Annotated in this window: 27 protein-coding genes; 7 read left to right on the forward strand and 20 right to left on the reverse strand. The window is 70.2% G+C overall.

All coding sequences use genetic code 11. The features are described 5' to 3' along the window. The 9 genes from Nocox_RS36900 to Nocox_RS36940 form a co-directional block, all read right to left on the reverse strand. Complete coding sequence (locus Nocox_RS36900; RefSeq protein ID WP_020545077.1) at positions 1-1,095, reverse strand: C40 family peptidase; 1,095 nt, start codon at positions 1,093-1,095, stop codon at positions 1-3. Further along, complete coding sequence (locus Nocox_RS36905; RefSeq protein WP_020545078.1) at positions 1,092-1,712, reverse strand: hypothetical protein; 621 nt, start codon at positions 1,710-1,712, stop codon at positions 1,092-1,094. The genes Nocox_RS36900 and Nocox_RS36905 overlap by 4 nt, the downstream gene beginning before the upstream one ends. A 13-nt stretch (positions 1,713-1,725) precedes the next feature. Continuing rightward, positions 1,726-4,095 (reverse strand): type IV secretion system protein, encoded by a 2,370-nt coding sequence (locus tag Nocox_RS36910; protein ID WP_026214741.1) that lies wholly within the window; start codon positions 4,093-4,095, stop codon positions 1,726-1,728. Then, positions 4,092-6,569 carry an ATP-binding protein gene (locus Nocox_RS36915; RefSeq protein WP_020545079.1) on the reverse strand — a complete coding sequence of 826 codons (2,478 nt, stop codon included), beginning with the start codon at positions 6,567-6,569 and terminating at the stop codon, positions 4,092-4,094. The genes Nocox_RS36910 and Nocox_RS36915 overlap by 4 nt, the downstream gene beginning before the upstream one ends. A 47-nt stretch (positions 6,570-6,616) precedes the next feature. Continuing rightward, on the reverse strand, positions 6,617-10,357 hold the full coding sequence (locus tag Nocox_RS36920) for a TcpE family conjugal transfer membrane protein (RefSeq protein WP_169577062.1): 3,741 nt from the start codon (positions 10,355-10,357) through the stop codon (positions 6,617-6,619). A gap of 59 nt (positions 10,358-10,416) precedes the next feature. Continuing rightward, positions 10,417-10,680, reverse strand: a complete 264-nt coding sequence (locus Nocox_RS36925; RefSeq protein ID WP_020545080.1) for a hypothetical protein — start codon at positions 10,678-10,680, stop codon at positions 10,417-10,419. A 63-nt stretch (positions 10,681-10,743) separates the two neighbouring features. Then, a complete protein-coding gene (locus Nocox_RS36930; RefSeq protein ID WP_246649667.1) occupies positions 10,744-11,496 on the reverse strand; it encodes a conjugal transfer protein in 753 nt (250 codons plus the stop codon). Between the two features lie 597 nt (positions 11,497-12,093). Then, positions 12,094-12,480, reverse strand: coding sequence for a hypothetical protein (locus Nocox_RS36935; RefSeq protein ID WP_020545082.1), 387 nt, complete (start codon positions 12,478-12,480; stop codon positions 12,094-12,096). A 248-nt stretch (positions 12,481-12,728) separates the two neighbouring features. Beyond that, a complete protein-coding gene (locus tag Nocox_RS36940) occupies positions 12,729-12,923 on the reverse strand; it encodes a hypothetical protein (protein ID WP_157383234.1) in 195 nt (64 codons plus the stop codon). Positions 12,924-13,089: 166 nt separating this feature from the next. Here Nocox_RS36940 and Nocox_RS36945 point away from each other — a divergent pair, with 166 nt between their 5' ends. From Nocox_RS36945 to Nocox_RS36965, 5 genes are all read left to right on the forward strand, one after another. Beyond that, on the forward strand, positions 13,090-13,233 hold the full coding sequence (locus Nocox_RS36945; RefSeq protein WP_020545083.1) for a hypothetical protein: 144 nt from the start codon (positions 13,090-13,092) through the stop codon (positions 13,231-13,233). A gap of 82 nt (positions 13,234-13,315) precedes the next feature. Then, positions 13,316-13,807, forward strand: a complete 492-nt coding sequence (locus Nocox_RS36950; protein WP_020545084.1) for a hypothetical protein — start codon at positions 13,316-13,318, stop codon at positions 13,805-13,807. Continuing rightward, entirely contained in the window at positions 13,807-13,974 is a 168-nt protein-coding gene (locus Nocox_RS36955) for a hypothetical protein (protein WP_020545085.1), read from the forward strand. The genes Nocox_RS36950 and Nocox_RS36955 overlap by 1 nt, the downstream gene beginning before the upstream one ends. Beyond that, positions 13,971-14,246 carry a hypothetical protein gene (locus tag Nocox_RS36960; protein ID WP_020545086.1) on the forward strand — a complete coding sequence of 92 codons (276 nt, stop codon included), beginning with the start codon at positions 13,971-13,973 and terminating at the stop codon, positions 14,244-14,246. The genes Nocox_RS36955 and Nocox_RS36960 overlap by 4 nt, the downstream gene beginning before the upstream one ends. Further along, on the forward strand, positions 14,243-14,554 hold the full coding sequence (locus tag Nocox_RS36965; protein ID WP_020545087.1) for a hypothetical protein: 312 nt from the start codon (positions 14,243-14,245) through the stop codon (positions 14,552-14,554). The genes Nocox_RS36960 and Nocox_RS36965 overlap by 4 nt, the downstream gene beginning before the upstream one ends. A 1,711-nt stretch (positions 14,555-16,265) precedes the next feature. Here the strand turns inward: Nocox_RS36965 and Nocox_RS36970 are convergent. Continuing rightward, complete coding sequence (locus Nocox_RS36970; protein WP_033410050.1) at positions 16,266-16,535, reverse strand: winged helix-turn-helix domain-containing protein; 270 nt, start codon at positions 16,533-16,535, stop codon at positions 16,266-16,268. A gap of 92 nt (positions 16,536-16,627) precedes the next feature. Here Nocox_RS36970 and Nocox_RS36975 point away from each other — a divergent pair, with 92 nt between their 5' ends. Beyond that, entirely contained in the window at positions 16,628-16,801 is a 174-nt protein-coding gene (locus Nocox_RS36975; RefSeq protein ID WP_020545090.1) for a hypothetical protein, read from the forward strand. After that, positions 16,798-17,007 (forward strand): hypothetical protein, encoded by a 210-nt coding sequence (locus Nocox_RS36980; RefSeq protein ID WP_020545091.1) that lies wholly within the window; start codon positions 16,798-16,800, stop codon positions 17,005-17,007. Before Nocox_RS36975 ends, Nocox_RS36980 begins: the two co-directional genes overlap by 4 nt. A gap of 95 nt (positions 17,008-17,102) precedes the next feature. On the opposite strand, the gene Nocox_RS36985 is transcribed toward Nocox_RS36980, so the two are convergent. The 10 genes from Nocox_RS36985 to Nocox_RS37030 form a co-directional block, all read right to left on the reverse strand. Beyond that, complete coding sequence (locus Nocox_RS36985; protein ID WP_157383235.1) at positions 17,103-19,976, reverse strand: hypothetical protein; 2,874 nt, start codon at positions 19,974-19,976, stop codon at positions 17,103-17,105. Continuing rightward, positions 19,969-20,214: a hypothetical protein gene (locus Nocox_RS36990; RefSeq protein WP_020545093.1), complete on the reverse strand. Its 246-nt coding sequence runs from the start codon at positions 20,212-20,214 to the stop codon at positions 19,969-19,971. The genes Nocox_RS36985 and Nocox_RS36990 overlap by 8 nt, the downstream gene beginning before the upstream one ends. Continuing rightward, positions 20,214-20,606: a DUF6093 family protein gene (locus Nocox_RS36995; protein ID WP_157383236.1), complete on the reverse strand. Its 393-nt coding sequence runs from the start codon at positions 20,604-20,606 to the stop codon at positions 20,214-20,216. Before Nocox_RS36995 ends, Nocox_RS36990 begins: the two co-directional genes overlap by 1 nt. Beyond that, a complete protein-coding gene (locus tag Nocox_RS37000) occupies positions 20,603-21,079 on the reverse strand; it encodes a hypothetical protein (RefSeq protein WP_157383237.1) in 477 nt (158 codons plus the stop codon). The genes Nocox_RS36995 and Nocox_RS37000 overlap by 4 nt, the downstream gene beginning before the upstream one ends. Next, positions 21,072-21,335, reverse strand: coding sequence for a hypothetical protein (locus tag Nocox_RS37005; protein ID WP_020545096.1), 264 nt, complete (start codon positions 21,333-21,335; stop codon positions 21,072-21,074). The genes Nocox_RS37000 and Nocox_RS37005 overlap by 8 nt, the downstream gene beginning before the upstream one ends. Positions 21,336-21,561: 226 nt before the next feature. Continuing rightward, complete coding sequence (locus Nocox_RS37010; protein WP_020545097.1) at positions 21,562-21,930, reverse strand: HK97-gp10 family putative phage morphogenesis protein; 369 nt, start codon at positions 21,928-21,930, stop codon at positions 21,562-21,564. Next, positions 21,927-22,628: a hypothetical protein gene (locus tag Nocox_RS37015; protein WP_020545098.1), complete on the reverse strand. Its 702-nt coding sequence runs from the start codon at positions 22,626-22,628 to the stop codon at positions 21,927-21,929. The genes Nocox_RS37010 and Nocox_RS37015 overlap by 4 nt, the downstream gene beginning before the upstream one ends. Next, on the reverse strand, positions 22,625-22,882 hold the full coding sequence (locus tag Nocox_RS37020) for a hypothetical protein (protein ID WP_020545099.1): 258 nt from the start codon (positions 22,880-22,882) through the stop codon (positions 22,625-22,627). The genes Nocox_RS37015 and Nocox_RS37020 overlap by 4 nt, the downstream gene beginning before the upstream one ends. A 540-nt stretch (positions 22,883-23,422) precedes the next feature. Beyond that, positions 23,423-23,845, reverse strand: coding sequence for a hypothetical protein (locus Nocox_RS37025; protein WP_020545100.1), 423 nt, complete (start codon positions 23,843-23,845; stop codon positions 23,423-23,425). Then, a complete protein-coding gene (locus tag Nocox_RS37030; RefSeq protein WP_211212739.1) occupies positions 23,839-25,776 on the reverse strand; it encodes an ATP-binding protein in 1,938 nt (645 codons plus the stop codon). Before Nocox_RS37030 ends, Nocox_RS37025 begins: the two co-directional genes overlap by 7 nt.

A 25,776-nucleotide genomic window follows, 5' to 3' on the forward strand; every position in this document is an offset into this window, starting at 1 on the left:
TCACAGGGCAGGATTCTGCAGCTTCTGGAGCTGGTCGAGAACAGCCGGGTTCTGCAGCGGACGGGTGAAGCCGATGCGGTTGCCGCGGGCGGAGTAGCTGGTCACCTTGATGGGACCGCACAGCGTGCACCGGGCCTCCAGCATCTTTCCCTTGGAGACGACCAGCCCGACGTGTCCCGGGTTGTTCGCCGAGGTGCCCGGCCCGGCGTTGAAGAAGACCAGGTCGCCGGGCTGCTCCTGACCTTCTAACACGCGCACGCCGAACGGCCACTGCCCGAACGTCGTACGCGGGATCTGCAGCCCCGCCGACCGGTACGCCGCGTAGATCACCCCCGAGCAGTCGAAGGCGTCCGGCCCCGTGCCGCCCCACAGGTACGGCTTGCCGCGCTGCGCCAGCGCGTACGCCAGGATCTTGGCGACCACGGTCGTCGGCGCGGCCTCGATCAGCGGCTCGTCGCACTCCTCCTCCGCCTGCGGCGGCACCTTCACGTCGCCGGACTTGGCGTACTTCCTGGCGATCTCCTCGACCTGGTCGACGTACCACCAGGCGCGGTTGTAGACGAACAGCGCCTGCCGCACGTTCTCCGGCGCGCCGTTGCGCTTCAGCATGCGGGCCGCGCCGAGGATCGCGTCGGCCGGGTTGTAGACGTCGCCGATGCCGTCGCCGTCGCCGTCGGAGGCGTACCCGGTGAACGGCGTCTCCACGGGCACCCTGGCCTTGCCGCCCCAGGTCGAGATGAGGAACTGCATCGGCCCGGCCGCGCCGGCCGAGTTGGTGCCGCTGCGCACGCCGGGCAGCGTGGAGCGGCCGTGGTCGGTCTCGCGCTTGCCCACGGCGGCCAGGATGTTCCACTGGACGCCGATCCTCTTGCCGTACTCCTTGTAGAGCTTCAGGTAGTCGTCGGGGATGTCCGAGGTGGCGGTGTCGGAGACCTCCTCCACCTGGGCGTCGTCGGTGCAGTCGAACGAGGTGCGGCCGTCGCTGATGAACGAGGGCATCGACATCAGCAGCATCGGCGAGACGATGACCAGCACCAGCAGGAGCGCCCCGGCCAGCCCGACCAGGAGGGCGAGGCGCGTGCGCGAGACGTTCACCCGGTGTCACCGTCCTGGCCCTCGTCGGCGGGCATGATGTCGAAGATCCGCCAGTCGCTGCCGGACTCGCTCACGGTCACCGCGTACTCCTCGGTGAGCAGTTTGTCGCCGCTCTTCGCCGTGACCTGGCGGTTGCCGGTCACGACGAAGATGATGGAGCCCTTGCCGACCTGTCTGATCTCCTTGAGCTTGGCCGTGGCCTGCGAGACGAGCTCGTCGGCGCGGTTCTGCTCGACGGCGCCCGCCGACGTGACCGTGCGGGTCAGCAGGGCGCCGAGCTCGGGCGTCGTGTACGCCTTCAGCCGGCCGGCGTAGTCCGCCGGGTCCTCGTCGTAGCGGAAGGTGCCGTACACGGCGGTGAACCGCTCGGCGAGGTCCGCCGCCGCGGCGAGCTGTTCCTTCCGCATCGGCAGGTAGTCGTAGACGTCGAACGGCGCGTTGCTCGCGGTCGCCAGCGGCGTCGGGGTGACGATGGCCACCCGTGTGGGCGGCGCGGCCTGCGGCTGCTGCTCGGGAGGATCCTCCCAGTCCGCCCACATGAGGTAGATGCCGACCGCGGCGATGATCACGACGATGACGGCGAAGGCGGCCCCCCGCCTGTCACCTGGCTGCGCCATGTTACGTCCCTGTTCAGTCCTTGTCGGGGGTGTTCGGCTTGAGCCAGAACGGTACGGACGTCTCCTCGGAGCCGCCGTTCCTGCCGCTGCCACGCAGCCACAGAGGCGGGGCCTCGGAGGCGCGCGAGGCGGGCTCGTCGGAGCCGCCGAAGATCCGCGAGCCGCCGGAGGAGCGGGCGGGGCCGCCGTTGCCGCGTGCGCCGCCGCTCGGCCGGGCTCCGTTGCGCGAGCCGCCGCCGAACAGGCTGCCGCCACCGCCGCCGCCGGACCTGCCGCTGGATCCGCCGCCGGACCTGCCGTTCGAGCCGCCGCCCGACCCGCCGGAGCCGCGCGACCGGGTGCCGCCCGAGCCGCCGAACCTGGAGCTGCGGGCGGAGCCGTTGCGCACGCCGGACGAGCCGCCACGCGAGGCCCAGCCCCCGCCCGACCCGCCGCCGAACCAACCGCCACCACCGCCACCGCCGCCACCGCCGGAGCCGCCCGAACCGCCCGAGCCGCCGGAAGAACCACCCGAGCCGCCCGGGGACGCGCCGGAGGCCGCTCTGGGCGAGCCGCCCGCGCCGCCCACCCGGGGCCCGCCCGCGCCGCTCACGCGCGGCCCGGCGGCCCCTCCGCCGGAGCGGGCCGCGCCGCCCAGGTTGAGCGGCGGCGCGGTGCCCCGGCGCGGCTCCAGCGGCGCCCGCGCGCCCGCCTTGCCGCCCTGGGCGTCGGTGTCGAGCGGCGCGGCCGTGGCCGGGATGCGGGTGCCCGCCGCCGCGGCGTCGCCGTCCTCGGCCCGTACGCGCGCCTGCCCCGCCGTCGAGGCCACGGCAGCCGCGCCCGCGCCCGCGCCGCTCGCCGCGGCGGCCGCGCGGATGACGGGCTCGGCCTTGCGCAGCCCCCAGCGCCCGATGCGGGCCGAGGCGACCGGCGGCAGCACCGCCGCCGAACGCTCCAGCACCGACGAGCTGGCGGCCTCGCCGAGCATCCGGGTGGCGACCGTGTGACCGTTGAGTGAGGCGAACAGGTGCTGGAACGGACGCCGGTAGAAGAACACCGCGATCGTCAGCAGGGCCATGAACAGCACCTGCATGCCCCACGGCATGGTGGTGGAGATGATCAGCGCGTACCCGTACACGAGCACGCCGAGCACCAGCGTCAGCACCGCCTGCCGGAGCAGCGTGCCGACGAGCATCTCCACCCAGCGCATGGCGACGATCCTGCCGCTGCCCGGATGCACGCCGATGAGCAGGAACACCGGCCCGAGGATCAGCAGCAGCAGGAAGCCCACCTTGAGCACCAGCAGCGAGACCGCCACCAGGAAGATGAGCAGGCCGGCCACGATGGCGGCGATGAACGCGCCGACCGCCACGCCGAGCCGGTTGGACCAGTCGCGGCCGGAGAAGACCGTGTAGCGGGGGTCGTTCCTGAGCTTGTCGGCCAGGGAGGCGTACTCCTGCTGGCGCGCCCCCACGTCGGGGGCCGCCTGCCCGGCCACGGCGGGCGGGATCGACTGCATCTCCAGGACCTTGCGGCCCCAGTCGCGCACGATCGGCTGCTGCGGGTCGGCGGTGCCGAACAGGCCCACCAGCCACGGCTTGCAGACCAGCGTGGACCACAGCGCGTCGGCGTTCTGCTCGACGCCTGGCGTGCCGACCTGGCCGTAGCCGCCGGGCTTGAGCTCGGCGTTCGTCTGGCCGGGCGGCGGCAGGCAGGACGCGCCGCCCGCGCCGGGCAGGCCGGAGAAGGCCGAGTTGACGACCTCGCCGGTCTTGTCCGTGACGACCTTGCCGAGGCCGGTGAAGTCGCCGGGACGGCTGAAGAACCAGGTCGCGACGGTGACCGCGAGCACCATCCAGATGACGCCCTCGGCGGTCGTGGTGGCGCGCTTGCGGATCAGGCCGTACCAGGCGAGCCAGATCGCGCCGAGGATCACGATCGGCCGCAGGAACGGCCAGTACATGGCGTTGGCCAGGTTCGTGACGATGTCGTCGACGACGTCCTTGATCGCCTGGAGCGGCCCCTCGGTGGCGGCCGCCTGGTACGTGGTGATCGTCAGCCGGTCGATGGCCTTGGCCGCCGTGAAGATGCCGTTGGCCCACATGTTGCCGAGCACCGCGACGTAGTCGCTGCAGCCCAGCTCGTGCGTGTGCCAGAACTGGCCGCTCATGCCGAACTGGCCGTAGTTGGTGACCGGGGCGCTCGCCTGGGCGCCGGCCGGGGTGGGGGCCTGGATGAGCCCGTCGGTGCCGCCGCCCACCACCTCAGGCGTGAGCGGACCGGAAAGGTCGCACGGTGCCGCCGCGGCCGGCGCGGACAGCCCGCCCACGACCAGCGGCACCACGATGATGCCGGTGACCAGCGCGAGTGCCAGCGCCAGTCGTCGGGATAGCCGGATCTTCATGACCGTACCTCCTGCGGCCTGCCCACGCCCCCTTGAAGATCATCATGCCCGTCGCGATCGGGTTTGTCGTGTGTCGGGTTCGTGTCGAGCCAGCGGAGCAGCTCGTCGGAGACCAGGTCCACTCCGATGCGGCCGGCCCTGCCGTCCAGATCGCGGAAAATGCACTCGCCGTTGCCGAGCGAGCGCAGCACGGCCTTGTGCTCCTCCGACGCCTCCACCCCCAGGAGGGACATCACGTGGTTCACCTCCACCCGCTCGGTGGACCTGAACGCGAACACCGACGACAGGCAGTTGGTCACCTGCTCGTTCAGCAGGTCCCCCGCGTTCTGCGAGACCAGCACGAGCGCGGTGTTGCGGGAACGGCCCATCCGGCTGACCTCGGGCACCAGCTTGGCGCCCTCGGGCGTCGAGGTGATCGCCCACGCCTCGTCCAGGAAGATCGCCTTGGGGGCGCGCCGGTCGAGGCCGTTCATCAGCCTGCGCGCGAACTGCGACACCAGGTAGAGCAGGGCCACCGACAGCCGCTGCTCGTAGGAGTAGTCCTCCCTGGTCGTGGCCACGTCGGGGAGGGTGAGGCCGCCCAGCGTGAAGACGGTCGTCCACCCCTCGGTGTCGATCTGGTCGCCGCCGGAGGGATCGAAGCAGAGCCGGGCGAGGTGCATCTCCGACATCGAGCGCAGCACCGCGCCGAGGTTCTTCGACGCCGGGTCGTCGGCCTGCTCCAGGTGGTCGACGACCTTGCCGAGCGACGGGTCGGGCTGGTTGGAGACCGCGGCGACCGCCTGGATCATCGCCGACTCGCGCTCCTCCGACATGCGCGGCAGCAGCAGCCGCAGCGTCTCGGTGGCCATGGTCTTCTTCGCCGCGATGTCGTCGCCGAACGAGAACGGGTCCAGCAGACCCGGTGCCGCCGAGCCCAGCGGGATGGTCCTGGCCTTGCGCCCGCGCTTGTCCAGCAGCCGCACCAGCGACTCGGCGTCGCCCTTCGGGTCGATCACCGCGACCGTGACGCCGCGCAACGCCATCTGGTAGATCATCAGCAGCGCGAGCGTGGTCTTGCCGCCGCCCGGCTCACCGGTGATCGCGATGGCCGTCGGCCGGTTGCGGGTGGCCGCCACCAGCGGGTCGAAGTGCACGATGCTGCGAGCCCTGCCGACGGTCTCCCCGATGTACGGCCCCAGCCAGCCCTCGCTGCCCTCGCCCAGCCGGTCGCCGAGATCGACGGTGGCCGTGGCCATGCCGCCCGCGATCGTACGCAGCGGCTGACGCTGGGCGTAGGCGTTGACCCGCACCTTCTCGCCCGGCAGCGCCTCGCAGAACAGCGAGAACTGGTCACCGGTCGAGTTGACCACGTCGATGCCCATGTCCCTGTAGTGCTCGACCACCGCCTCCACCCGCTGCACGCAGATGTCCTCGGTCGGGGCCGAGACGATCAGCCGGTGCCAGCCGTACACGAAGGGCAGGCGCTCCTTGGTGATGCCGTGCTCCAGCATCCGGGCCGCGTCGATCTGCTCGGCCAGCGCCAGCGGCGCCTCCGCGCCCGCCTCACGGATGTGGTGGTCCATGTCGCGGGCGTGCGCCAGCTTGCGCGCCACGTCCTTCGACGCCTTCACCGGCGGGATCAGCCGCATCCTGGAGGAGATCTCCACCGGGAACGGGAGCTGGTCGGCGAAGTGCATCCACGGCTCGCCGTCGGGGAACGGCATCAGGTCGGGGAAACGGGCGAACGACAGGTGGGCCACGTACGAGTCGCCCTGCGGCTGCACGATCCGCAGCAGGCTCCTGCCGTTGTGGATCTCGCCCTCGACCAGCGTCTCGATCTCGCCCCTTCCCCACCGCCTGCGCGGGCTCGCCGACGGCGCGGGATCGCCCGACGCGCCCGCCGCCGCGTGCTGGAACAACCACGCCACCTCGACGGAGGTGGCGTGGCGGGCGTAGAGGGCGCTCGACGCGAGTGCCCGGCCGAGCCGCTCCGCCTGCTCGGTCCAGCGGCCGATCTCGCTGTCGGGAACGTGGTCGTCCGTCATGCCGAGCGACTTCTCCGTCTTCTGGTAGAAGCCGAGGAGCTGGGCGAGCACGCCGCTGCCGAGCTGCTTGCCGCGCGGCCCCAGGCGTACGCCGAGATAGACCTCCTTGGTCCAGAAGTCCTTCGCCCAGACGTGGCGGTACATCTCCTCCAGGTAGTCGCGCCAGCCGGGACCCTCGTCGGAGGTGGCGTTGAGCGCCATCGCCCACTCGGCGGCCGGGTAGGTGCGGTGCGCCACCCGCAGATGGACCTCGGCGTCGGGCATCCTGATCGCGGCCAGCGCGATCGTGATGTTGGTGGCCAGCGCCTCCCGTTCCTCAGGAGTGACGAACTCGTAGCTGACCGTCGGAAGGCGGAAATACGCCCATGCGCAGGAGTCTGTGAGCAGGATGCGGTCGTCGAAGTAGCGGACCGCGAGGCGCTGGTGCGCTCGGGACGCCCTGCTCATGCCGCCCCCTCGGCGCATGAACGGGCCAGACCTGCTCGCTTGTTCACTTAACGCTCACCGATTCTCGTGCCCGGGGGGTCACTCGCCAACTCCTCATCGCTCGGTCGTACGCTCTGCGCCGACTGCGCTGTCCGCGCCGTCTGGGCCGACTGGGCGGCGAAGCCCGCGACCACCACGCCCGCGAGGGCGAGGTAGGCCCGCCGCCCGGCCGCGCGCAACTGCCCGGGATCGACGACCTCCGCCCCGCCCGGGGCGAGATCGTCCTCCCAGGGGACCCTGACGATGGCCCGGCACCTGCCCCTGGCCACCGACTCCGCCTGCTCGACATCGGCCATCGAACGCCTGCTCACGCCGTTCACGACCATCACCGCACGCCTGCGCAGCTCCGCGCAGCCGTGCCCGTCGAGCCACTCGTACGTCATCGCCACCGCCTCCGACGCCTCCTCGCTCGCCGGGACCACCAGGACGAGCTGGTCGGCGTACGGCAGGAGGCGGGCCGCCAGCGCGGCGGCCGGGTCGATGACGGCCAGCTTGTAGTGGCGGTCGAGCAGCCTCATGGACTCGCCCAGGCGGTGGTCGGAGAAGAGCGACCGGTCCGCCAGGCGCTGCTCGGCGCCCGCGTCGGTGTCGGCGCTGATCACCTCAAGGCCGGTGGCCGTCCTCGTGGTGTAGCCGCGCATCGTCAGATAGCCGCTGACCCGGTCGAGACCGGACAGCAGCGAGGTGAGCGTCTCAGGAGTCTCGGGTTCGATCCTGCTGGTCAGGGTGCTGCCGCCGGTGTTGGCGTCGACGGCGACGACCCTGTCGTCACGGTACAGGGCGAAGGTGTGGCCCAGCATGAGAGCCGTGGTGCTCTGACCGGCGCCGCCCGTGCAGCCGAGGACCAGGATCCTGCGGCTCCCGCTGAACACCGCCCTGGCGCGGGCCTCGTCGATCTCGGAGCCGTCGGTGCGTACCGAGGAGCCACCGACCACGACCTGCGCGATGCGCCGCCACCCGCCGGAGTCCCGGCCGACGACGGACTCGACCCGCCTCACCCGCCCCTCCCCGGGCCTCGGCCCCGGCACAGGCGCCACGTACTCACCGGTCCGCCCATCCCCCGCCCCGCCGGCCCGCCCCCTCAGCGGCGCAACCGGCCGCTCAGAAGCAACGCGCTGCTCGGAGGCAGCCGGCCGCTCGGAGGCAGCAGGCTGTTCAGAAGCAACCGGCCGCTCAGAGGCAGCGGGCCGTTCAGAGGCAACCGGCCGCTCGGAGGCAGCGGGCCGCTCGGAGGCAGCGGGCCGCTCAGGAGCAACCGGCCGCTCAGGGCCGCGGGGCGCTGCGGGTGCAGGCGCGTCGGACGGCACAGGTGCCAACCGCGGCCACCCTCCGGCCCGCCGACCCCGCTCCCCTCCGGCAGCTCCGCCACCCTCAACCCCACCAGCACCGGCAGCCTCACCGCCCTGCGCGGACTCACCGCTCTCGATGGGCTCGGCACCCCCAGAGGGCTCGGCACTCCGTGCGGCCTCGCCACTCCCAGTGGATTCAGCGCCCTGGCCAGGCTCGCCACTCCGAGTGAGCTCATCGCTCTGGCCAGGCTCAGCACTCTGGATGAGCTCACCGCCCGGGGCGAGCACGCTGCTCCGACCGGGCTCGCCACTGCCCGTACGCCCGGCACTGCCGTCATCCTCGGTGGTCTCAGTGCTGCCGGTGGCCTCGGCGCTGCCGGTGGCTTGGGCGCCGCCGGTGGCCTCGGTGCCGCCGGTGCTTCTGGAAACCACCTGCCCCTCGGCACCGCCACTCTCAGCGAGGCTGATGTCCTTGGTGTCGCCGGCGGAGGGAGCGTTCGCTACCTTGCCGCCCGCCGAAACGTCGCTCGCCGTCCCGCCGTCTGCTCCGGCGCCGTGGCCGTCGTCGGTGCCGACAGGCGTGCCGCTGGCCTCAGGGGTGCTGTCGGCGGGGTCGGTGCCCGGTGTCGCCGATTCCCTCGGTGCGAGGTGGTCGTCCCCCCGAGTACGCGCCGACTCCGCGTCCGCGCCGGCAGCGGGACGGCCAAGAGTCGTGCCGCCGGGGGCGCTGGACGTGGTCGCGGGTGTGCCGTCGCCGCTGCCCGCCCGCGCATCAGTGGCCGCGTCGCCGGCTGACCGCTCGGGGCGGGGGGCCGGGGGGCGGGGCAAGGGCTTGGCGTTGGGGTCGAGCGGTGGCCAGGCCCGGTGCGGGCCCGAGAGCACCAGGGCCGGGCCCAGCCTCGGCGGCTGCCCCTTCCGGTGCTGGTCGCGGGCGATCTCGTCCTCGTGCCGTTCGCTGTCCACCCGGTCACCGGTGTCCGTACGGGCATCCGCACGGGCCGTGGCGTCGGACGACGGGGCGTCGGCGCTCGCCGCCAGTCTCCTCAGCCGCCGCAGCGCCTCGGTGTCGATCGGCTTCGCGGCGGCGGACTTACGGCCCTGACCCGAGCGAATCGGCACGACCGTCCCACCACGGACGTCCCGGCTCTGGGTCTCGGCGGCTTCGTCAGGGACCTGCGCCTCAACCTCGGTCTCGGTCTCGGCCTCGGTCGGGAGCTGCGCCTCTGCTGAGCGCCCCCGAGCGGACGCAGCGCCTTGCCCCTGACCTGGGACATCCTCACGCTCGCGGTCACCCAGCTCGCCCAGCTCACGGGCCTGCGCCTCGCCGCGCTCGCGGGTCCTCGGCTCGGGCTGCTCGGGAGCGGCGGGCTCCTGCGTGGGATGCGGCGGGTTCGCGAGCCGGCTCACCGGCTCCTGGCCTGCTCCCTGCGCGGCCTCGCGAAGGGCGGCCTCGCTGAGGGTCGCCTCGCGCAGGGTCGCCTCACGGAGGGCGGCCTCGCGCAGCGCGGCCTCTCGAAGGGCACTCTGCTGGCTGGCGGCCTCCTGGACCGCGTCCTCCCGGCCGAAGATCCGCCGCTTGCCGCCCTTACGGCGCCCGCCGTCCTCCTGCCGCCCCTGCCCGGGCATGGCCTGCGCGCCGTCTTCCTGCCGGACCTGCCCGCGCACGACCTGCGCGCCGTGTTCCCGCCGGGCCTGCCTGCGCGCGGTCTGCGCGCCGTCCACCTGCCGGGCCTGCCTGCGCGCGGTCTGCGCGCCGTCCTCCTGCCGGGCCTGTTCGCGGGCCGCGGCCGAAGGCCGGTCCGGGGTGGGTGGCTCGTTGCCGGGGGTGCGGCCTGGGGAGCGGTCGCGGCCGGCGGGGAGGGCTTCGGCGGTGCCCTGCCGGACCCGGCCGCGCAGGGCGGGTGCCGTGCCGCGGCGGGTGCCCCAGCCCGTACGCCCGGTCGCCGGCTCGGCGGCGACCGGCGCCTGCCCGGCCGCGGCGGCAGCGGCGGCGACCGCCGGCCGGACCTGCCTCGGGCCCGCCGCCCGCTGCGCCTCGGCGCGCCGCTGGGCCTGCCGCGCCTTGGCGGGGCGCCGCGCCTTGACCCGGACCGGCGTGGTACGCCACACGCGGGCGGAGAAGGTGACCGTTTCCGGCTCGGCCCCGGGCGCGAGGCGGTACCAGGCCTTCGGCTCGCCCAGGTAGCGCATCTGGGACTCCAGCAGCTCGTTGAGCCGCTTGCCCTCGATGACGGGACGGGTCGACAGCCACGTCACGATGCCCGGCGGCACCAGGAACAGCACGTGCCACGGCATCGCGACCGGCACGCCCACCAGGATCAGCAGGAGGGACCACGGGACGAACACCCCGACGAAGACGCCGATCCAGACGATGGGAAGCGGCATCGGCAGGCGTAGGTCGTACAGCTTGTAGAGCCGCTTCTCGATGCGCCAGATGTTCGTGTACGTGGGCAGGTCCACCCGGTCCCTCCTCCTCTCCACCCGCTCGTGTATGACCGCCGCCGGACGGTCTCAACCCTTTACTTGATGCCCAGTGCGCCGGCGATCGCCTTCGCCGTCACCTCGATGATGTTGGGAACGTAGAAGATCACCCCGATGGCCACCGCCAGGATCAGGAACTGGACGAACCGGGTGATCTCCCGGGTGAAGAGGAAGAAGAGCGCGACCACCGACACCACCACCAGGAACAACGGGGCGAAGAACGCCCGTAGGAAGTCGGCGAGCCCTCCGGTGTCGATGCCGGTCGACGTGGGCGCCGGCGTCAGCTGCAGCAAGGAGAGCACTATGGTCTTCAAGGTCACTTCTCGTCCTCCCGGGGGGTACCGTTCGGCGGCGCGGACGGGCCTTTAGTCAACGACCCGCCCGGCGCCACGTATGTCGGCGACGAACCATTTGTCGCCCTGCTTCTCGACGGTGAGCCGGTAGGCCTGTTCCAAACGCGCGCCGACCGCCGCGGGGTCGGTGGTGTTCGGGGTGGGCGGGGCGTCGCCGTTCGGGACGACCCACACGACCACCGCCTGGATCTCTCTTGTGGCACCCCCCACAGGCACCACGACCTTCTTGAGCTCGGCGAAGGTGAACGCGCCGCCGAAGCTGGGCAGGCTCTTGCCGGCGGCGACGTAACGCTGCAGCCCGGCGGCGTCGCCGGAGGCGTAGTCCTTGAAGAAGCCTTCCAACTGCGGCTTCAGCTCGGCGGCGGCCGCGTCGTCGGTCTCCGGGGGCGCGATCTGGGGCAGCTCGGCGGGAGCGGGGGCGGGCAGGATCGCCGGCCGCCCTGACACCACGAACCGCCTGCCGCCCTCGTCGCCCGAGTAGTAGATCGGCACCGACAGCATCATCCGCCGCGGTCCGGACTGGAAGGCCACGCTGACCACGGCGTTCTGGTCGTCGCCGACCTCGATGTCGTACGCCTGGATCGCGACGGCGGCCAGCTTGCCGAAGCCGTCCCAGCCCATCTGCGGGTCGGAGGCGTCGGGCAGGAAGGCCGCGAGCTTGCGCGACCTGCTGTCCGCGTCGTCGGGACCGAAATTGAGATAGACGCCCGCGAACTGGGCAGCGAACGCCATCCCCCGCTGCGTGGGGAAACCTGTCTCCGCCACCGGAGCACCCGCATTGGACGTTGGGCCCTCTTGCTGGGTAAATCGCTCAAATGGGGCACGAATCCCATTCACCACGATAACCACAATAAGCGCCCAGAGAATGATGCGGCCCACCCAGACGAGCCACCGTCCGCCACCGCCGGACCAGCCACCGCGCCGCGGCCTGCGGGGCGGCGGCACGTCGTAGTCGGCTGGGTCCAGGGTCGCGGAAAGCCCGGGCCCGTCAGCGATCCGAGGATCGTGCTGGACGGTAGACCTACGAGCCATCACGCCTCCGCTCGCGCCGATCCCCCCGGCTGGCGCGGTGTCGTCCGTTGCCGATCCCCATCATCCGCGGTGAAGTAGTCACCCTATCCGGTCTCCGCCATTGTTCCAGGAAAGCCACGCCCATGCTGCAGGCACGACCGCCCTCACGGCAAACCGGGGCCCCACGGCAGGCCCCAGTGCCGATTCCTGTGAGTTCCCGGTAGAAACGGCTTTTGACCAGGACAAACGCCTAAAACCGCCTAGCGCGACGGCCACGGATTCCTGTCCAAAATAGGCATGGACCTCTCACGACCTGCGCATTCGGTATGGGCCGGGGACGCGGAGGCCGGGTCAGGCGGGCTCGGGATCCTGCAGGGAACGGCCCCGTCGCCGGCTCTGCAGGTCGACGACGCCGGTGCGGCTCTGCGGCTCGGAAGCCATGCTCTGGACGGCGGCGGCCCCGCTCTCGACGGCGGTCCTGCTCTGGAGGTCGACGACCGTCGGGCGGACCGACCGCTCCAGCGAGCCGCGCAGGTCGGCCAGCATCTCCGCGGCGTCGCGCTCGCGCATCCGGCTGACCATCTCGTTGCGCTCGTCCACCTTCCTGCGCAGGTAGGCCTCCCTGTTGACGCGCAGGCCGTACATGAGCTCGACCCTGATCAGGGCCAGCTCCTCCTCCAGGCTGATCCCCGCGAGCGTCGGAGCGGGGCGTCGTTTCCGGATGATGCGACGGATCATGAGGGGCCTCCCGAGTCAGCGTGAACGCCGTGACGATTCGACGCGCGGGGGCCCAAAGTGGTTGACACTTAAACACGTTCGGCACGTCACCATGACTGTGTCGGCAACACAGCGTAGCGAAGTGTCACGCACCGCCGCCGGAGGCGCGCGGGAACGGCCGTCAGACGTTGAAGCGGAAGTTTTGACGCGACGCCATGACCTGCAAGGACGCTCCCATATTGCGGCTGACCTGCACTTTTATGCGTTGGCTAGCGTTGATCGTTATCGGGCGTGTCCGAACGTTCTGCGGACTCGGCGCGGACTGGGCCCCATTCCTTCTTCGGTCCAGCCTTCACCTCTCCCAGGACGTAGCGGACCGCCAGCCGGCGAATGGCCTCCGGACCACTGATGCCGTCAACGTCCTTCGCGCGAGCCTGGAACGCCTTCCAGAGGTCATCCGCCATGCGGATGTGCTGGATAGGGGTCTCTCCTCGCCCCGTACGAGCCGCTGCCATGTCTCCTCCTAGCTGTCTACACAGTGAGCCTAGAGGAATCATGCACCAACCCCTTGTGCTGTGTACACAGCTCATGCTTAGCTGTGTACACAGCACGACGAACGGAGCAGCCGAGATGAACGAGACGCCCGAAGGCCGCGAGATCTGCGAGTACTGCGACGTGGTCATGGAGACGGGCGCGTGCCTCTCCCACCCGCTCACCCCGAAGTGCCCCAACTGCGCCTGCTCCGGATGCGAGCAGGAGGCGGAGGGCTTCTAACCCCAGAAAGACGGGCGGGCCAGGTGTCCAACCACCCGGCCCGCCCTTGATCCCCAACCAGCTCAGACCTGGAGGAGACCCAATGGCCAAGACTACGGCCACCGTGCGCGACCTCGCGCAGGCTCGCGCCAACACCGACGCCGCCCTGGCCGCGCTCAGGAACCTCATGGCGTCCGGCGTCGCGTCGAGCGTCAGCGAGCCGTTCCTGATCGCGTTCCTCGCCGAGATCGAGGCGACCCGCTCCGAGATGGACGCCCTGCAGAAGCAGGCCAAGGCGCAGCAGGAGCACATCCTCATGGCGTTCAAATGGGGCAGCGACGCCGCGTGGTCGCTCGCCGACGAGCTCGGCCTGGACGCCGGCGGCATCGCGCGGGCCGCGCGCAGCCAGATCGACAAGGGCGTCTTCACCGCCGCCGAGCGCCAGCACCTCGTGTCCGCGCTCAACGACGTGCTCGACGCCCGCGACGGCGTGCGGGTGGACGGGTGGAAGCCCGCCCCGATGCCGTTCGACAGCGACGGCCGGTGCGGCGACCCGTCGTGCCTGTCCTGCCACGGCGCGCAGGCGTCGGCCTGATGGCGGGCAAGGTCACGTACGGCCTGCTGTTCGACGTGCAGGCCGTACTGGAGAAGCACGGCTTCAAGCTGCCCGAGGGCGAGCGGGAGCGGCACATCGCGCTCGGAGAGACCCTGCTGGCGGTGACGCGCCTCGCCGCCGTGTTCGAGGGGCGGGAGGACGCATGAGCAGTCTGCGCCGCCGCCGGAACCTCGACACGATCGTCCACCTCGACCACGACGAGGTGCTGTTCGAGATCAACGTCCAGACGGGCGAGGACCCGCACATCGAGGTCAACTACACCGACCGGGACGGCCAGAACCACCGCGTGCGCCTCGACGCCGAGCAGGCCGGCGCGGTCTGGTTCATCCTCACCGCGTTCGACCGGCGGGCGGTCGCCGAGTTCGCGGCCCTGCTTCACGAGGGCGTACACGAGATCAGCAACGAGGGGGACGAATGACCAGCAAGACGACGCAGGATCACTGCCTGATCGGGTGGTGTGTAAGCAACCACGACGACGGCGACCCGATGCACTTCGGCGGCGGCGCTGACTTCCTGGTCCTCGCGACCCCGCTCCTGACCAGGGGCCCGAGTCCGGAGATGCTGAGCGTCGGCATCGAGCAGGTGGAGCACGACGGCAAGGTGCAGACGATGATCTCGCTCGACGTGCGGGAGAGCTCCGTCTACCTGACCCGCGACCAGGCGAAGCTCGTGGCGCTGCACCTGCTGAAGCTCGACATCGACGCGAGCGCGGTGGACCGCGGCTAGACTGCCGTTCGTCCTCGCCGAGAGCCCCCGTCACCTTCCCTGGTGGCGGGGGTTCTCTCGTTCCCGGACCGGTTCCGAAGCGGTTCCTTCACGGTTCCCGGCCGGTTCCCGTTGGTCGCCGAACCGGTCGCGTCCACAGTCGCCGGCCGCGACCAAGTTGCGTCCATTCCGGCGACCGGTCGCGGTCAACTCCGAGGTCAACTCGGCACTCAACAACACCGACACACCGGGTTCGTGTCAGCGCAGGTCGAGCCGCTTTTTCTGGTCGCGTCCTGGTCGCCGAACCGGTCGCCGGTCGCGACCAAGTTGGCGACCGGTTGTTGACCCTCGACGTGACCCGATGCGCGCGGCTGTGACGGTCGCCGAGCCCGACGACAAGACCGCGCAGGACCGTCACAGCACCGCCCGGACAAGGCGACGAAAAGTCGGCCTCAACCAGCGCTGCGACGGTGCCCGGAGACCGTCACAGCATCACGTCCGAGGAGCAGGTCGAGGAGCAAACCGAAGGGCATTCCGCTACCTGCTCCGCTACCTCGACCGCCACCCGCCGGGAGGTAGCGCTCCGGGTGGCGGTACACCCTCGGATCAGCGGCGGTACAACGGCGCGGTGTGGGATGCTGGCGCACCTCGGGGACTCATGACCGCATCAACGGAATGGAGATGCCGTGAACCTCGGCGGACCCGAACTGCTGCTCATCCTCCTGGCCCTGATAGCTCTCGCCGGCTTCGTCGCCCTGATCGCCATCGTCGTGGTGAAGGCGACCAACCGCGGTCGTCGCTGAAGTTCATCTTCATCTTCATGTTCATGTGGCGCGGCCTCGCGCGCATTATGCGGACGCGCGGACGCGGACGCGCGGACGCGCGCGAGGGGCTGTTCCTCGCCACCTTCCGGTCAGGTCGAAACTCTCCCGCTCGCGGGGAAGTTTCCGTGTTAGCTGGCGGGTCAGGTCGCAGGTAACAAGGTTAGTGATCTCACATCCGGGTTCCCGGCGCCGGGAACCCGTCTGACCTGCGAAAGGTTAGGTGTGTTAGCTGGTTGGGCCTGTGACTTCGGACTGCTGAGGTACCCTCGCGCGCGTTACGCGACGGCGTGCGCGTTACGTAACCCGGCTGCGTATAGAGCCTCAAGAGCGGGTCAAGAACGGGACCCGCGGCCTCAAGAACTTGAGGCACGGACGGCAGCTCTTGAGGCGGTCTTGAGTCTGTTCTTGAGTCGCCAGAACGCCGTGAGCGCCACAGGAGCCGCCGTCCGGTCCTGTCACACCGGCGACGCCGGGAACGCGCGTCTCCGTGGCTCTCAGCGCCGTGACGCGGTATGGCGCGGCAGGGTCTAGGAACGGGTCTAGGACGCCCCTAGGACTAGGCAGGCGGGCCCTAGGACCTAGAGGGGGTGTCTAGGAATCTAGGGGCTCGCAACCTGGGAAGACGCGATTCTAGGGGGCCTAGGGGCACCTCTACGGAGGGTCTACAGGTAGGCGTTTCGCCTCTACGCGGCAGACGGGGGGCCTACTGAGGTAGAGGCTCGCACCCTGGAGAAACGCTCCGGTAGACGCTGTAGAGGGCGTGCGGGCGGCACCTTCACTCGCGTTAACTGCCTGAATTCCGGCAGTTGCCGCCCCCGCGCGTACGGGGGGCGCTCGGTAGCAGAAACCCATTACTCAAGTAATGGGTTGCCGCCCCCGCGCGTACGGGGGGCGCCCTTCCCGGCCTGCTACTCCTGCGGCCACTCGTCGGCCGGCAGCACGTACACGCCCTTGCCCGGCAGCACCCTGACCAGGCCGCGCTCGACCAGCTCCCGCGTCGTCCTGCGGACGGTTCCCAACGCGATGTGCATCTGCTCGACCAGGGCACGCTCACCGGGCAGCCTCGACCCGGGCGGGATACGCCCGTCACGGATGCGGGCTTCGAGGTAGTCGGCGGCGGCGCGGTACACGTACTCGCCCTGTACGGCTTCTGGGTCGAACTCCTGGTCATCGCTCACGCTAGCAGCCTAAAGCGGCTCTGAGCTGCACAAACATGTAGGTAGCGGCATGACGCTTTACACCGCGTCACACCGCGTCATACGGTGAGTACATGCCCTCTGACCCTCCGGAAGACGAGCACCTAGCCCACGCGGCGCCCGAGGACGAACTGATCCGCCTCGAACGCGATGCGACCCTTCGCCGCCGTCTCGCCGAGATGCGCCGTATCGAGGCGGTCCGCCAGCCGCCGGCGGAGACCGGCTTCACGACCGGCGACCTGCCGTGACCCGCCACATCATCTCCGCCTGGAGCGACAATCAGGGCCGCGTATGGCTCGACACGGGCGCCACCGACGCCGCCACCAAGCAGCCGATCATCGAGCTGTTGAACGGCCAGGCGCGAGGCAGCCTGCAATGGGTCGCCGCCCAATTCGGCCCGCTGGACGACCTGAGCGTCCTCAGCCGGGCGAGGCCGGCCGACCCCACCCCATGACCCCCCGCCCGGAAGTACACCGGAGGGCTTCCGGGCGGGGCCACAAACGTCAGCCCGCCGTCAAGCTGGTAACGGCGGGCTGACTTGTGTCCTGGTCAGCGACCCCGGCCGCGGACCCGCATCGCCGCGGACTCGGCGAACCGGTCGGCGTCGGCGTCCTGGTAGATGTGCTGCTCCTGGATCACCACGGCGGGCGACGATGACCCGCCCGCGGCTGCCGCGCCCGCCTGCGCCGTACTCAGCCCGCCCGGCGACGAACTGGACGCCGGCGTGTACGACGACGGCGCCTGTTGCGGCGCGGACACGCGCGCTGTGTTGGCCAGCGACACGCCGCCGCCACCCAGGCTGAGCCCGTACTGTGACGGGTTGAGGACGACCTTCTCCGGCTGCAGCGGAACGGAGCCGGAGGTCAAGGTGGCGCCGACCTTCGGCAGCTTGAGCGAACCGCTCGTCAGCGTCGCACCGACGCCGGACGACGACCCGCGCTTGATCGTCCCTGCGGTGAGCGTCGCCCCCACCCCGCTCTTGCCGGCCTTGGTCACGGTCGCGGCCTTGAGCGACGCCCCTACGGCGGCCTGCAGTTGCTCGACGGCGCCGGTCAGGCCGTTGATGCTGCCGGCCATCGTGTCGGCCATGCCCGTGACGCTGACCTGTACCAGGCTGCCCATCTCGGCGACCGCGCCGCCGATCACCCCCGATCCGGTCTCCCAGCCGTTCACGAGCGACTGACCGACCGTGCCGACCTGGCCGATCGCCGATGTCAGGCTTCCGGACTGGCCGAGCGCCGCGTCGAGTGTGTTGATCGCGCCGCCTAGGTGAATCTCGTACTGGTCAGCGGTGAGCTGTACCGACTCGGCGAAACCGGAGATCGTCTGCGAAGCCGCCTTGTTGATCAGCAGATAGCCGAAGTCGTCGGCCACGCGGGCGAGCACTTCCGACGCCCTTTCGCGATGCTGCGAGGCGTACGGGATGAACGCCTCCCGGCCGGCCTCAGCGAAGATGGCGTTGTTCGTGGGCGAGTACGTCGCCTGATCCGTGATCATCGGCTGGAGTACGCCGCCCGACGCCATCAACCGCACACCGTTCTGGGCTATGCCGCCGCGGGCATAGTTCTGCTTGCGTTCCAGCGCCGCCCGGCCCGAAGGGGTGTCGTAGATCGTGCGGACGTGGACGTCGATCGTGCCCTTCTGCCTGGCCACGTACAGAAGGAAGTCCGCCAGCTCGGCCTTGCCCTTCGCCGTGTCTGCGTCGATCGGGACCTTCTTCCCGTTCGGCAACAGCTTGATCGCGTTGCCGAGGGAGTCCACTGCGACGATGCCGTCCTTCGTCTTCATCGTCGTGATGCCCAAGCTCTCGCCGAGCGCCGCGACCGTGTCCTGAGCGGCCTTGTTGCCGCCCGCCCACTCCTGCAGCTTCGGGAGCTGGTCGAGGAACGCCTGCCCCGACTTCTCCGTCTTCCCGGTCCGCTCCGACTCCGCCCGAGCAGCGTCCGCGATGGCGCCCGTCACCTGCTGGAGCGTCTGCAGCCGTTCCAGGCCGGTCAGCTTGTCCTTGCTGGCCGCTTCCGTCGCCCGCTGGATTGCTTCCTTCAGCCGGATCTCCGCATCCAACGCTTTCGACGCAGGGTCGAACACCCCTTCGAGGGAGTCCTTCAGGTTGCGCATGCTGACCGTGGCCGCGTCGCCGCCGCCGGACAGCCCGCGCAGCGCGGACACGCCCGCCGCCATGTCGGCCTCGAACCGGCCCATGAGCCGCGGGAACTCCTCCATCCCCGACGTGATCTCATCCAGGCTCGCGCCGAACATCTGCTCGAAGAAGTAGTCCCGGCCCATCTCGCTGCCCGCCGGCCCCAGCGGCGCCGAGAACGCCAGCTTGATCTCATCAGCCCAGGACAGCACCTCCGCGCCCGTGCTCAGCAGCGACGTGGCGTCGTTGAGCAGGTCGGCCAGCATCGTCGGGTTCTCGTCCATGATCTGCCCGAACGTCGTGAACGTGTCCGACAGGTTGCCCATGATCGACGGCATCTGAGCGGACAGGCTCGACAGCAGCGTCCCGAAGGAGTCGCCGATCTTCTCCAGGCCCGGCCCGAGCCGCACCAGCCCGTCACCGACCGCCTTTACGAACTGATCGACGTCCGGGGCCAAGTCGGCGAAGATCCGCGCCAGCGTCGGCTTCAGCCGCTCGAACGAGCGCAGCGCCACATCGGACGCCCGTACCGCGCTCACGGCGAACGGCTGAGCAGCGTCCGCCAAATCGCCCTTGATCGCGTCGGCGGTCTCCGACCAAGCATGCTTGACGTCGTCCGACGTCGCCGCCGCCGTGAACCCCACCGTCGCCAGCGCCGACCCGATCGAGAACACCAGGCCCGACGCCGCCAGACCCGCCACCGCCGGCAGCGCCGCCACCGCCGCCGACAACGCCGCCACCCCCGCCGGCCCCGCGTTGCCGATAACGCCGATCGCCGAGTTGAACGCCGACCCCATCAGGTCAGCCGCGGTGATCGCCGGTCGCGTGTCGACGTCCACCTCCGTCTGAACGCGGCGGCTCCCGATGCGGTCCAACTCAAGATCGACCTTCCGCAGCGCTGACAGCGCGTCGTCGATATCGACCTGAACCTGAGGATCGAAATCCTTCGTCGCCAGCTCGTTGAGCTCGAACTCCAAATCCCGCAACTCCGCCAGCGCCGCCGCCGAGTCGACGTCGATCCCGATCCGCTTGGACGACAGCGACTCAAGCCGGCGCCGCACCTCCGCGAACTTCAACTCCGCCGCCGTCGAGTCGGCGTCGATCTTCACCTTCGGCAGCGCTCTGGTAGCCGCCTCCAGCCGCGACCGCATCCGGTCCGCCGACGCGCCCGTCTCCGACAGCCGCACCGACAGCGACCGCGACTCCGCCGCCATCCCCTTCATGTTCCGGACAGCCGCGGCAGTCTCCGCCTGGAGCCGGATCGACACCGACCGGTCAGCCATCGCCCATCACCGCCTGCGCCGCGGCGAGCACCTGCTCCAGGCTCGCCCCAGGAATCGCCCTCGCGACGTACGTCGCGAGGGGCACCTTGAACAGCGCCTCGCCGAGCAGCGCGCCCGCCATCGTGTCGTCCGTCCACACCACTGAGTTGATCGCACGGCCGAACGCCATCAGTTGCTCATCCGTCGCCGCCTCACACGCCCGCCTGGCGTCGGCCAGCGCCTCATCAAGCGCGCTCATCAGCCCTCCCGGTCCTCGACCAGCAGGCGCCGGGCCGTGGCCGTGCCCGACAGGGACACGCCCACCACGTCCAGATGCCGGCCGATCAGCCACCCGTCTTCCGACTCCATCACCCGCACCCGGTCCTCGCGCTGGATCTGCGGCGCCGTGTCCCACGGCAGCGACACCACGAGCTGCGCCAGCGTCACCTCGCGCTCGCCCCACTCCGTCTCCGACGACGACCGCGGCTTGACCCGGCAGACGCCCGTGTAGACCGTCGTCCACGGCTGCTCAAGCTGCCCGGTCTCCTCGTCGAGCACCGGTTCGCCGTCCTTCCGCTCGATCACGCACGTGTCGCGCATCAACTGCAACGCCGCCACACGGCCACGACCGAGCACACCCGACACGCTCACACGTCCTCCCCGATCGAAAAAGCCCCAGACCCGTACACAGGAAAATCCGCCTCCCCCGCGGTCTTACGCCCGCCCTGGTCAGAGGGTGGCCGCCACCCCATGCGGATGCGGAGACTGTCCTGCTGCGCCCGCCAGATGCCGCGCAGCGCGTCCCGGCCATCGATCACCAGATTCGGGTTCGCCCTCTTGAACTCGCACCACTCCCGGACCCGCGAATCAGGCTGCCGGTGACGCTCCATATACAGGCCGCGCCCGGCAAGCCAGTCACGCGCCGCGGCGTGCCAGCGCTCCTTAGCCGCCAGCCACACCTCCGGATCGCCGGTGAACCACCCCGACTGATCCGGATCCGGACGCTCCGGCGAGCACCCCGGAAGCCAGGCCGCGTAGTCGAACCGGAACAGCCACGCCGGCGGGTCCGAGGCATCGCCCTTCGGCCTGCCCGCATCCATGCGCGCCCGCCGCCGCTCACTCACTGCCACCCCCCGGCGTCGGCAGCGCCCACCCGAGGCTGAGCATCCCCTTCGGCGTGAGCCCGAGCTGTTCGCCGAGATGCCGCATCTCCTGCGCCGCCCACGCCGATGCGTCCCCCGACAGCACCGCCGTGAAGTGGCAGACGTACGCGGCCACGGACGGGATGAACGAGTCGTCCCACTGCGACGCCTGCGGCGCTGTCCACAGCTCGTGCCACAGCGTCCGCTCCTCCTGCGACCATTTGCGCCCGCCAGGCATCGCAGGCACCGGCAGCTCACACACGCCAGGAAGCACAATCAGCGCCCGCCCGCCACCTGACGGCCGATAGCGGCTGTACGGCTTTGACGGGTCCCTCTTAGGCCCTCCGGCCACCCTCCACGCCCCTTCCGTTGACCCTGGTTGCTTGAGCGACCCCCCGGACGTCTCTCCCGCGGTCCCGGATCGGCGAAATGATCAAGGGATTGGTCCCCAGGGGGGGTGCGGGTCATAGGAGCTTCCCGAGTAGGTCTTTGATCGCCTGGTCGAGCTTGGGTTCCTGCTGGGTCAGGGCTCGTGTGCCGTCGAGGTGGGGCGGCTGGTTGACGCTGCCGAACTCGAATCCGCGTCCCATTGATCCCTGCTTGCGTCCGATCTCTGGGCCGATCTCCCAGATGGCGGCGCTGGTCGAGGGGATCTGCTCGCTGGTGATGCTGTTGGGGTAGTGCTTGCCGTGTCGGCCTGCGGTGCGTCGGGCGTTGTCTCGCCATGCCCGCTGTAGCTGGGCGGCCTGGTCCTTGACGGTGTCGTAGGTCTTGCGGCGGAGTTCGGCCGCGGCCTGGTCGAGCTGGTCGGCGAGGTCGTCGAGTCCGGTCATGCCGGCCAGGTCCCGTGTCCGGGCATGCTGGGGCCTGCGATGTCGGGGAACTCGCGCGCCATCTTCTGCCCGGCTACCTCGCTGGGCTTGGGCCAGGCGAGGTAGCGGGGCCGGTGCTGGAGCGCGTTCTTGACGATGGCGTTGCGGATGGCGAGTTCGACGGCTTCGTGGGGTTGGATGTCGGCGCGGCGCCGGAAGTCGAGGCTGCCGTCTTCGCACCGCCGCCGGTAGGTGATGCCGTTCATGGGGTCGGCGGACCAGACGCCGGCGGCCTTGAGGTCGCCTTCTTCTCCGTGCTGCTGGGCTTCGATCTGGAGGGTTTGGCCGCGGTTGCTGATGTCGAGGAGGCGTTCGTGTCGCTGCCGCGTGGTCTCGTACAGGTGGGCGAGGGCGTGTTCGGCGGCGCGGTAGGCGTCGAGGAGTGCGGCGCTGTTGCTGGTGAAGTGGGCCAGCTCGTTGGCGAACGCGGTGTAGCGGCGCTGCCGGTCGGCTTTGCGGGTTTCGGCTACGCGGGTCTTGGTCTGTTCGACGAGGAGTTCGGCGAAGTCGACGAGCTCGTTGTGCTCGGCGAGGTCGCGTGGGGTGATGCTGGTGTCGCCCTCGACTACGCGGCGCTTGAGGTCGTCGAGGAGGGCGCGGGCGTCGGCGGCGTCCTTCTCGGCCTGCCGCACGTCGGGGTCCATGCTGATGGGGGTCACGCGGCGTCGCCTTCCTGCTCGGCCTTGCGGGCGCGGTTGGCGTCGGTGAGCTGGAGCTGGGCGAGCTTGTACCTGTCCTGCGGGGACAGGCCGGCCATCAGCGCGGGGTTGTCCTTGGCGAGCGCGGCCATGTCGCGGAGGTAGTCGAGGCCGGCGAGGTGGCCGTAGCGCTTGTTCGTCTCGACGCGCCCGTCTGTGGTCTTGCTGGCGTAGTGGCGGACTACGGCGTCCCCGATGCCTGCTGGTCTGTCCATGTGCCCCTCTTGTCGGTCAGGTAGTGCTCGACCGATTCGGGGCTGACGTGCCAGTGTGCGCCTGGTCCTGCCTGCCAGCCGTCGATTCGGCCTGTCTGGCAGAGGTGGCGCAGGGTGCGTTTCGCAAGGCCGTACCGCTGCGCCACCGCTGTCAGTGAGTGCCTGTCACTCGTGTTCATGCTGGGGTCGGTGGTTGCGGCTGGTCCAAAAGCGGCAAGACGGTTTGCCGCTTTGTCCGTTTCGAGGGCTTGCTGTAGGAGGGCGGGCAGGCCGGGCGGGAGTGGCCGGCCGTGCTCGACGTCGGCCCGCGCGTGGCGGAGCAGCCATTGGGCGAGGGGTGAGGCGGCGGCCGTACCTGACTGCGGTGCGGCCGCCGCCCGGTGTGGCGCTGGCAGGTCTGTGGGCGCAACGGGGTCGTTTTCCCTCGCTGCCATGTCTCCCCGCGTTGCGCGGAGTGGATTTGACGCCATGTCGGTGGTTACTCGGGAAGCTTCCCGGCGTCGGGAAGCATGAGCTGCGTCACGATGAGCGTGATGGAGGTCATGAGGTCTCCTCGGCAGGGATAGGCCGACCGGGGCAGATCAGCTCCACGGTGTTGCTGGTCCTGACCACATCAACGATGCCGTCGCTGTCTGAGCTGATCGGCTTCGCGCCGCCGTCCGAATCGATGATCCAGGCGAGCACCGGTTCCACGTAGGCGCTGCCGTCCTCGTTGCTCCACTTGACCTGCCAGTCACCACCGGGGATCGCGGCGACGACGGGCGCGTCGTCCTGGTGGATGCCCTCGAAGTTGCTGTAGCTGTTGGCGGGAACAAGGGAGTGCTTGCCGGGGACGTACGGGTAGCCGCCTTCGTCCCATGCGACGACGGGCATGCGGCTGTAGGCCGTCCTGGTCTCGCCCTTCGCGTCGGTGCGGTCGTGCTTGAAGAGAGCGACGAACGGGATGGTTGCGGGGATCAGCATGAGGTCTCCTGAGGGGTTTCCGTGCCGGGGAAGAGTTGGACAACTTCGGCCGTCTCCGGCGAAGGGAGCGCCGAAGAGTGCGAAGGGTGCATGTCTCCGTGTCCTGCGCCCTTCGCTCCCTTGGCGCTCTCTTCGGGGTCGCTGAGCGCCCAGACCCATCCCTCTCCGAAGGCGGCTTTGCGGGACTCGATCTTGGCTTTAGCCTTTGCTCGCTTGAGCTGATCGCGTGAGAATCCGGCCGCTGTACCGTCCCGCATGACATCGGTCGCAGCGGCTTCCTTGTTGGCCTTCGCGCCGATGTAGTTCTTCAGCCACTCGGCGGCTTCCGCCCGGCTGCTCTTGTCGTCCCCGTCGCTGTTGCCGAGGATGTCGGTCACGCCACGGTCGGACTCGCCGATGAACCTGAGCTTGCCGACCTTGGCCGGCCCCTCCTCGGTGTCGAGGGTGACTTCATCGACGACGTACCGGAGGTGCGGCACGCTCAACCGGCCGAGGTTGTTCTTGGCCTGCGACAGGACGCAACTGCCGTCTTCCGCCTCATCGTCCCGGGCAACGGCGACGACAGCCCGTGCCACGGCGGAGAACGCTCGACTGCCCGTGATGAGGTTGAGGGCGTCGTTGCTGCTCGACTTGTTGAAGTGCGCCAGGGCGCCGATGGCGCAGCCCGTCTCGTCGGCGAGCTTCGCCAAGGGGTCGAGCGCGGTTCGCAGTTCGCGATCCCTGTGAGTGTCGATGCCGTGCCCGATGACGCTCATCAGCGGGTCGAGGGCGAGCATTGCCACGCCTTCGGCTCTGATCTCGGCAACGAGCCCTTCGCAGTCGTCGGGCAGCGTCAGCGGCGCCTCGCGCCCGGCCTGCGTGACCACATCGACGCGGTACACCATCTCCAGGTCGGCACCAGCGACCATGAGCCGGGGCACGATGGTGTGCGCCCAACTGTCCTCGGTGGCGGCGTAGATGACCGGCCGTGGCGCGCCGAAATGGACGCCAGGGAGCGTTCCGCGGGTGAGCTGGGCAGTCAGCCAGACCAGCGTCAGCGACTTGCCGATGCCCTCGCGTCCGGGAATGAGCGTGATCGACCCTGAGGGCATCCGGTCTTCCCAGACCCATCGCACAGGCCGCGGCTTGATAGTGGACGCCTTCGTGAGGCGGACTCGACGCGGCGCCTCCTGCTCTGTGACGACGGGCGGTGGGGTGGGCGCTTCACCCGCCGGCAGGAAGTCCACCAGGGTGTGCCCTGCGAAGAAGTGGTCGGTGGCGTCCTTCCCGGCAGCCGCCTCGACCACCACCACGGACTTGGCCTTGCCTTCGAGGTCGGCAAGCACCCTCCGAGCATGCTCGCGGCCCTTGTCGTCGCGGTCGGCCACGATCACCACGTCTGCACCCTTGAGCGCGTCACCGTACGACGGATGCCACCCCATGCCGACGCCGCCAGGGTTGCAGGTGGCTACCTCGCCCGCGCGCTCGATCGCGGCGACGTCCTTCTCTCCTTCCGCGACCCATACGGTGCGGCCTTCGGCGACGGCGGCGAGGACGGCGGGCAGGCGGTACAGCACTCGGCGGACACCCTCGGTGTTGTAGACCCATCCGCCCTTGCCGTCCGGCCTCTTCTGGCGGAAGCCCTTCGGGAACCGGCGTTCGACGCGGAACAGCAACTCGCCGTGCTCGTCGAGGTAGTCGTACTCGGCGACCACGACCGGCGTGGGCAGCCGCGACTTGTCCAGCTCGTCGTCGAACAGATCGGCCAGAGAGAGGTTCAGCGCCTCGCGCACGTCCGCCTTGTCGCAGCCTGCCCAGCAGTGCAGCCACACCTTGCCGACGACCGGACGGATGCTCAGCGACGGCTCGCGGTCCGGATGCGTGGGGCACTGCGCCATGAAGTAGCCACGCCTATTGCGTACGGCCAGGCCGCGCTCGTTGAGTGCGGCCAT

Source organism: Nonomuraea coxensis DSM 45129, assembly GCF_019397265.1.
Classification (GTDB): domain Bacteria; phylum Actinomycetota; class Actinomycetes; order Streptosporangiales; family Streptosporangiaceae; genus Nonomuraea; species Nonomuraea coxensis.

Bases quoted from the DNA above. Each gene is read 5' to 3' on its own strand.
- Nocox_RS36905 (WP_020545078.1), bottom strand. From the start codon at position 1,712: ATGGCGCAGCCAGGTGACAGGCGGGGGGCCGCCTTCGCCGTCATCGTC.
- Nocox_RS36910 (WP_026214741.1), bottom strand. From the start codon at position 4,095: ATGAAGATCCGGCTATCCCGACGACTGGCGCTGGCACTCGCGCTGGTC.
- Nocox_RS36915 (WP_020545079.1), bottom strand. From the start codon at position 6,569: ATGAGCAGGGCGTCCCGAGCGCACCAGCGCCTCGCGGTCCGCTACTTC.
- Nocox_RS36935 (WP_020545082.1), bottom strand. From the start codon at position 12,480: ATGATCCGTCGCATCATCCGGAAACGACGCCCCGCTCCGACGCTCGCG.
- Nocox_RS36940 (WP_157383234.1), bottom strand. From the start codon at position 12,923: ATGGCGGATGACCTCTGGAAGGCGTTCCAGGCTCGCGCGAAGGACGTT.
- Nocox_RS36945 (WP_020545083.1), top strand. From the start codon at position 13,090: ATGAACGAGACGCCCGAAGGCCGCGAGATCTGCGAGTACTGCGACGTG.
- Nocox_RS36950 (WP_020545084.1), top strand. From the start codon at position 13,316: ATGGCCAAGACTACGGCCACCGTGCGCGACCTCGCGCAGGCTCGCGCC.
- Nocox_RS36955 (WP_020545085.1), top strand. From the start codon at position 13,807: ATGGCGGGCAAGGTCACGTACGGCCTGCTGTTCGACGTGCAGGCCGTA.
- Nocox_RS36960 (WP_020545086.1), top strand. From the start codon at position 13,971: ATGAGCAGTCTGCGCCGCCGCCGGAACCTCGACACGATCGTCCACCTC.
- Nocox_RS36965 (WP_020545087.1), top strand. From the start codon at position 14,243: ATGACCAGCAAGACGACGCAGGATCACTGCCTGATCGGGTGGTGTGTA.
- Nocox_RS36975 (WP_020545090.1), top strand. From the start codon at position 16,628: ATGCCCTCTGACCCTCCGGAAGACGAGCACCTAGCCCACGCGGCGCCC.
- Nocox_RS36985 (WP_157383235.1), bottom strand. From the start codon at position 19,976: ATGGCTGACCGGTCGGTGTCGATCCGGCTCCAGGCGGAGACTGCCGCG.
- Nocox_RS36990 (WP_020545093.1), bottom strand. From the start codon at position 20,214: ATGAGCGCGCTTGATGAGGCGCTGGCCGACGCCAGGCGGGCGTGTGAG.
- Nocox_RS37005 (WP_020545096.1), bottom strand. From the start codon at position 21,335: ATGCCTGGCGGGCGCAAATGGTCGCAGGAGGAGCGGACGCTGTGGCAC.
- Nocox_RS37010 (WP_020545097.1), bottom strand. From the start codon at position 21,930: ATGACCGGACTCGACGACCTCGCCGACCAGCTCGACCAGGCCGCGGCC.
- Nocox_RS37020 (WP_020545099.1), bottom strand. From the start codon at position 22,882: ATGGACAGACCAGCAGGCATCGGGGACGCCGTAGTCCGCCACTACGCC.
- Nocox_RS37025 (WP_020545100.1), bottom strand. From the start codon at position 23,845: ATGCTGATCCCCGCAACCATCCCGTTCGTCGCTCTCTTCAAGCACGAC.
- Nocox_RS37030 (WP_211212739.1), bottom strand. From the start codon at position 25,776: ATGGCCGCACTCAACGAGCGCGGCCTGGCCGTACGCAATAGGCGTGGC.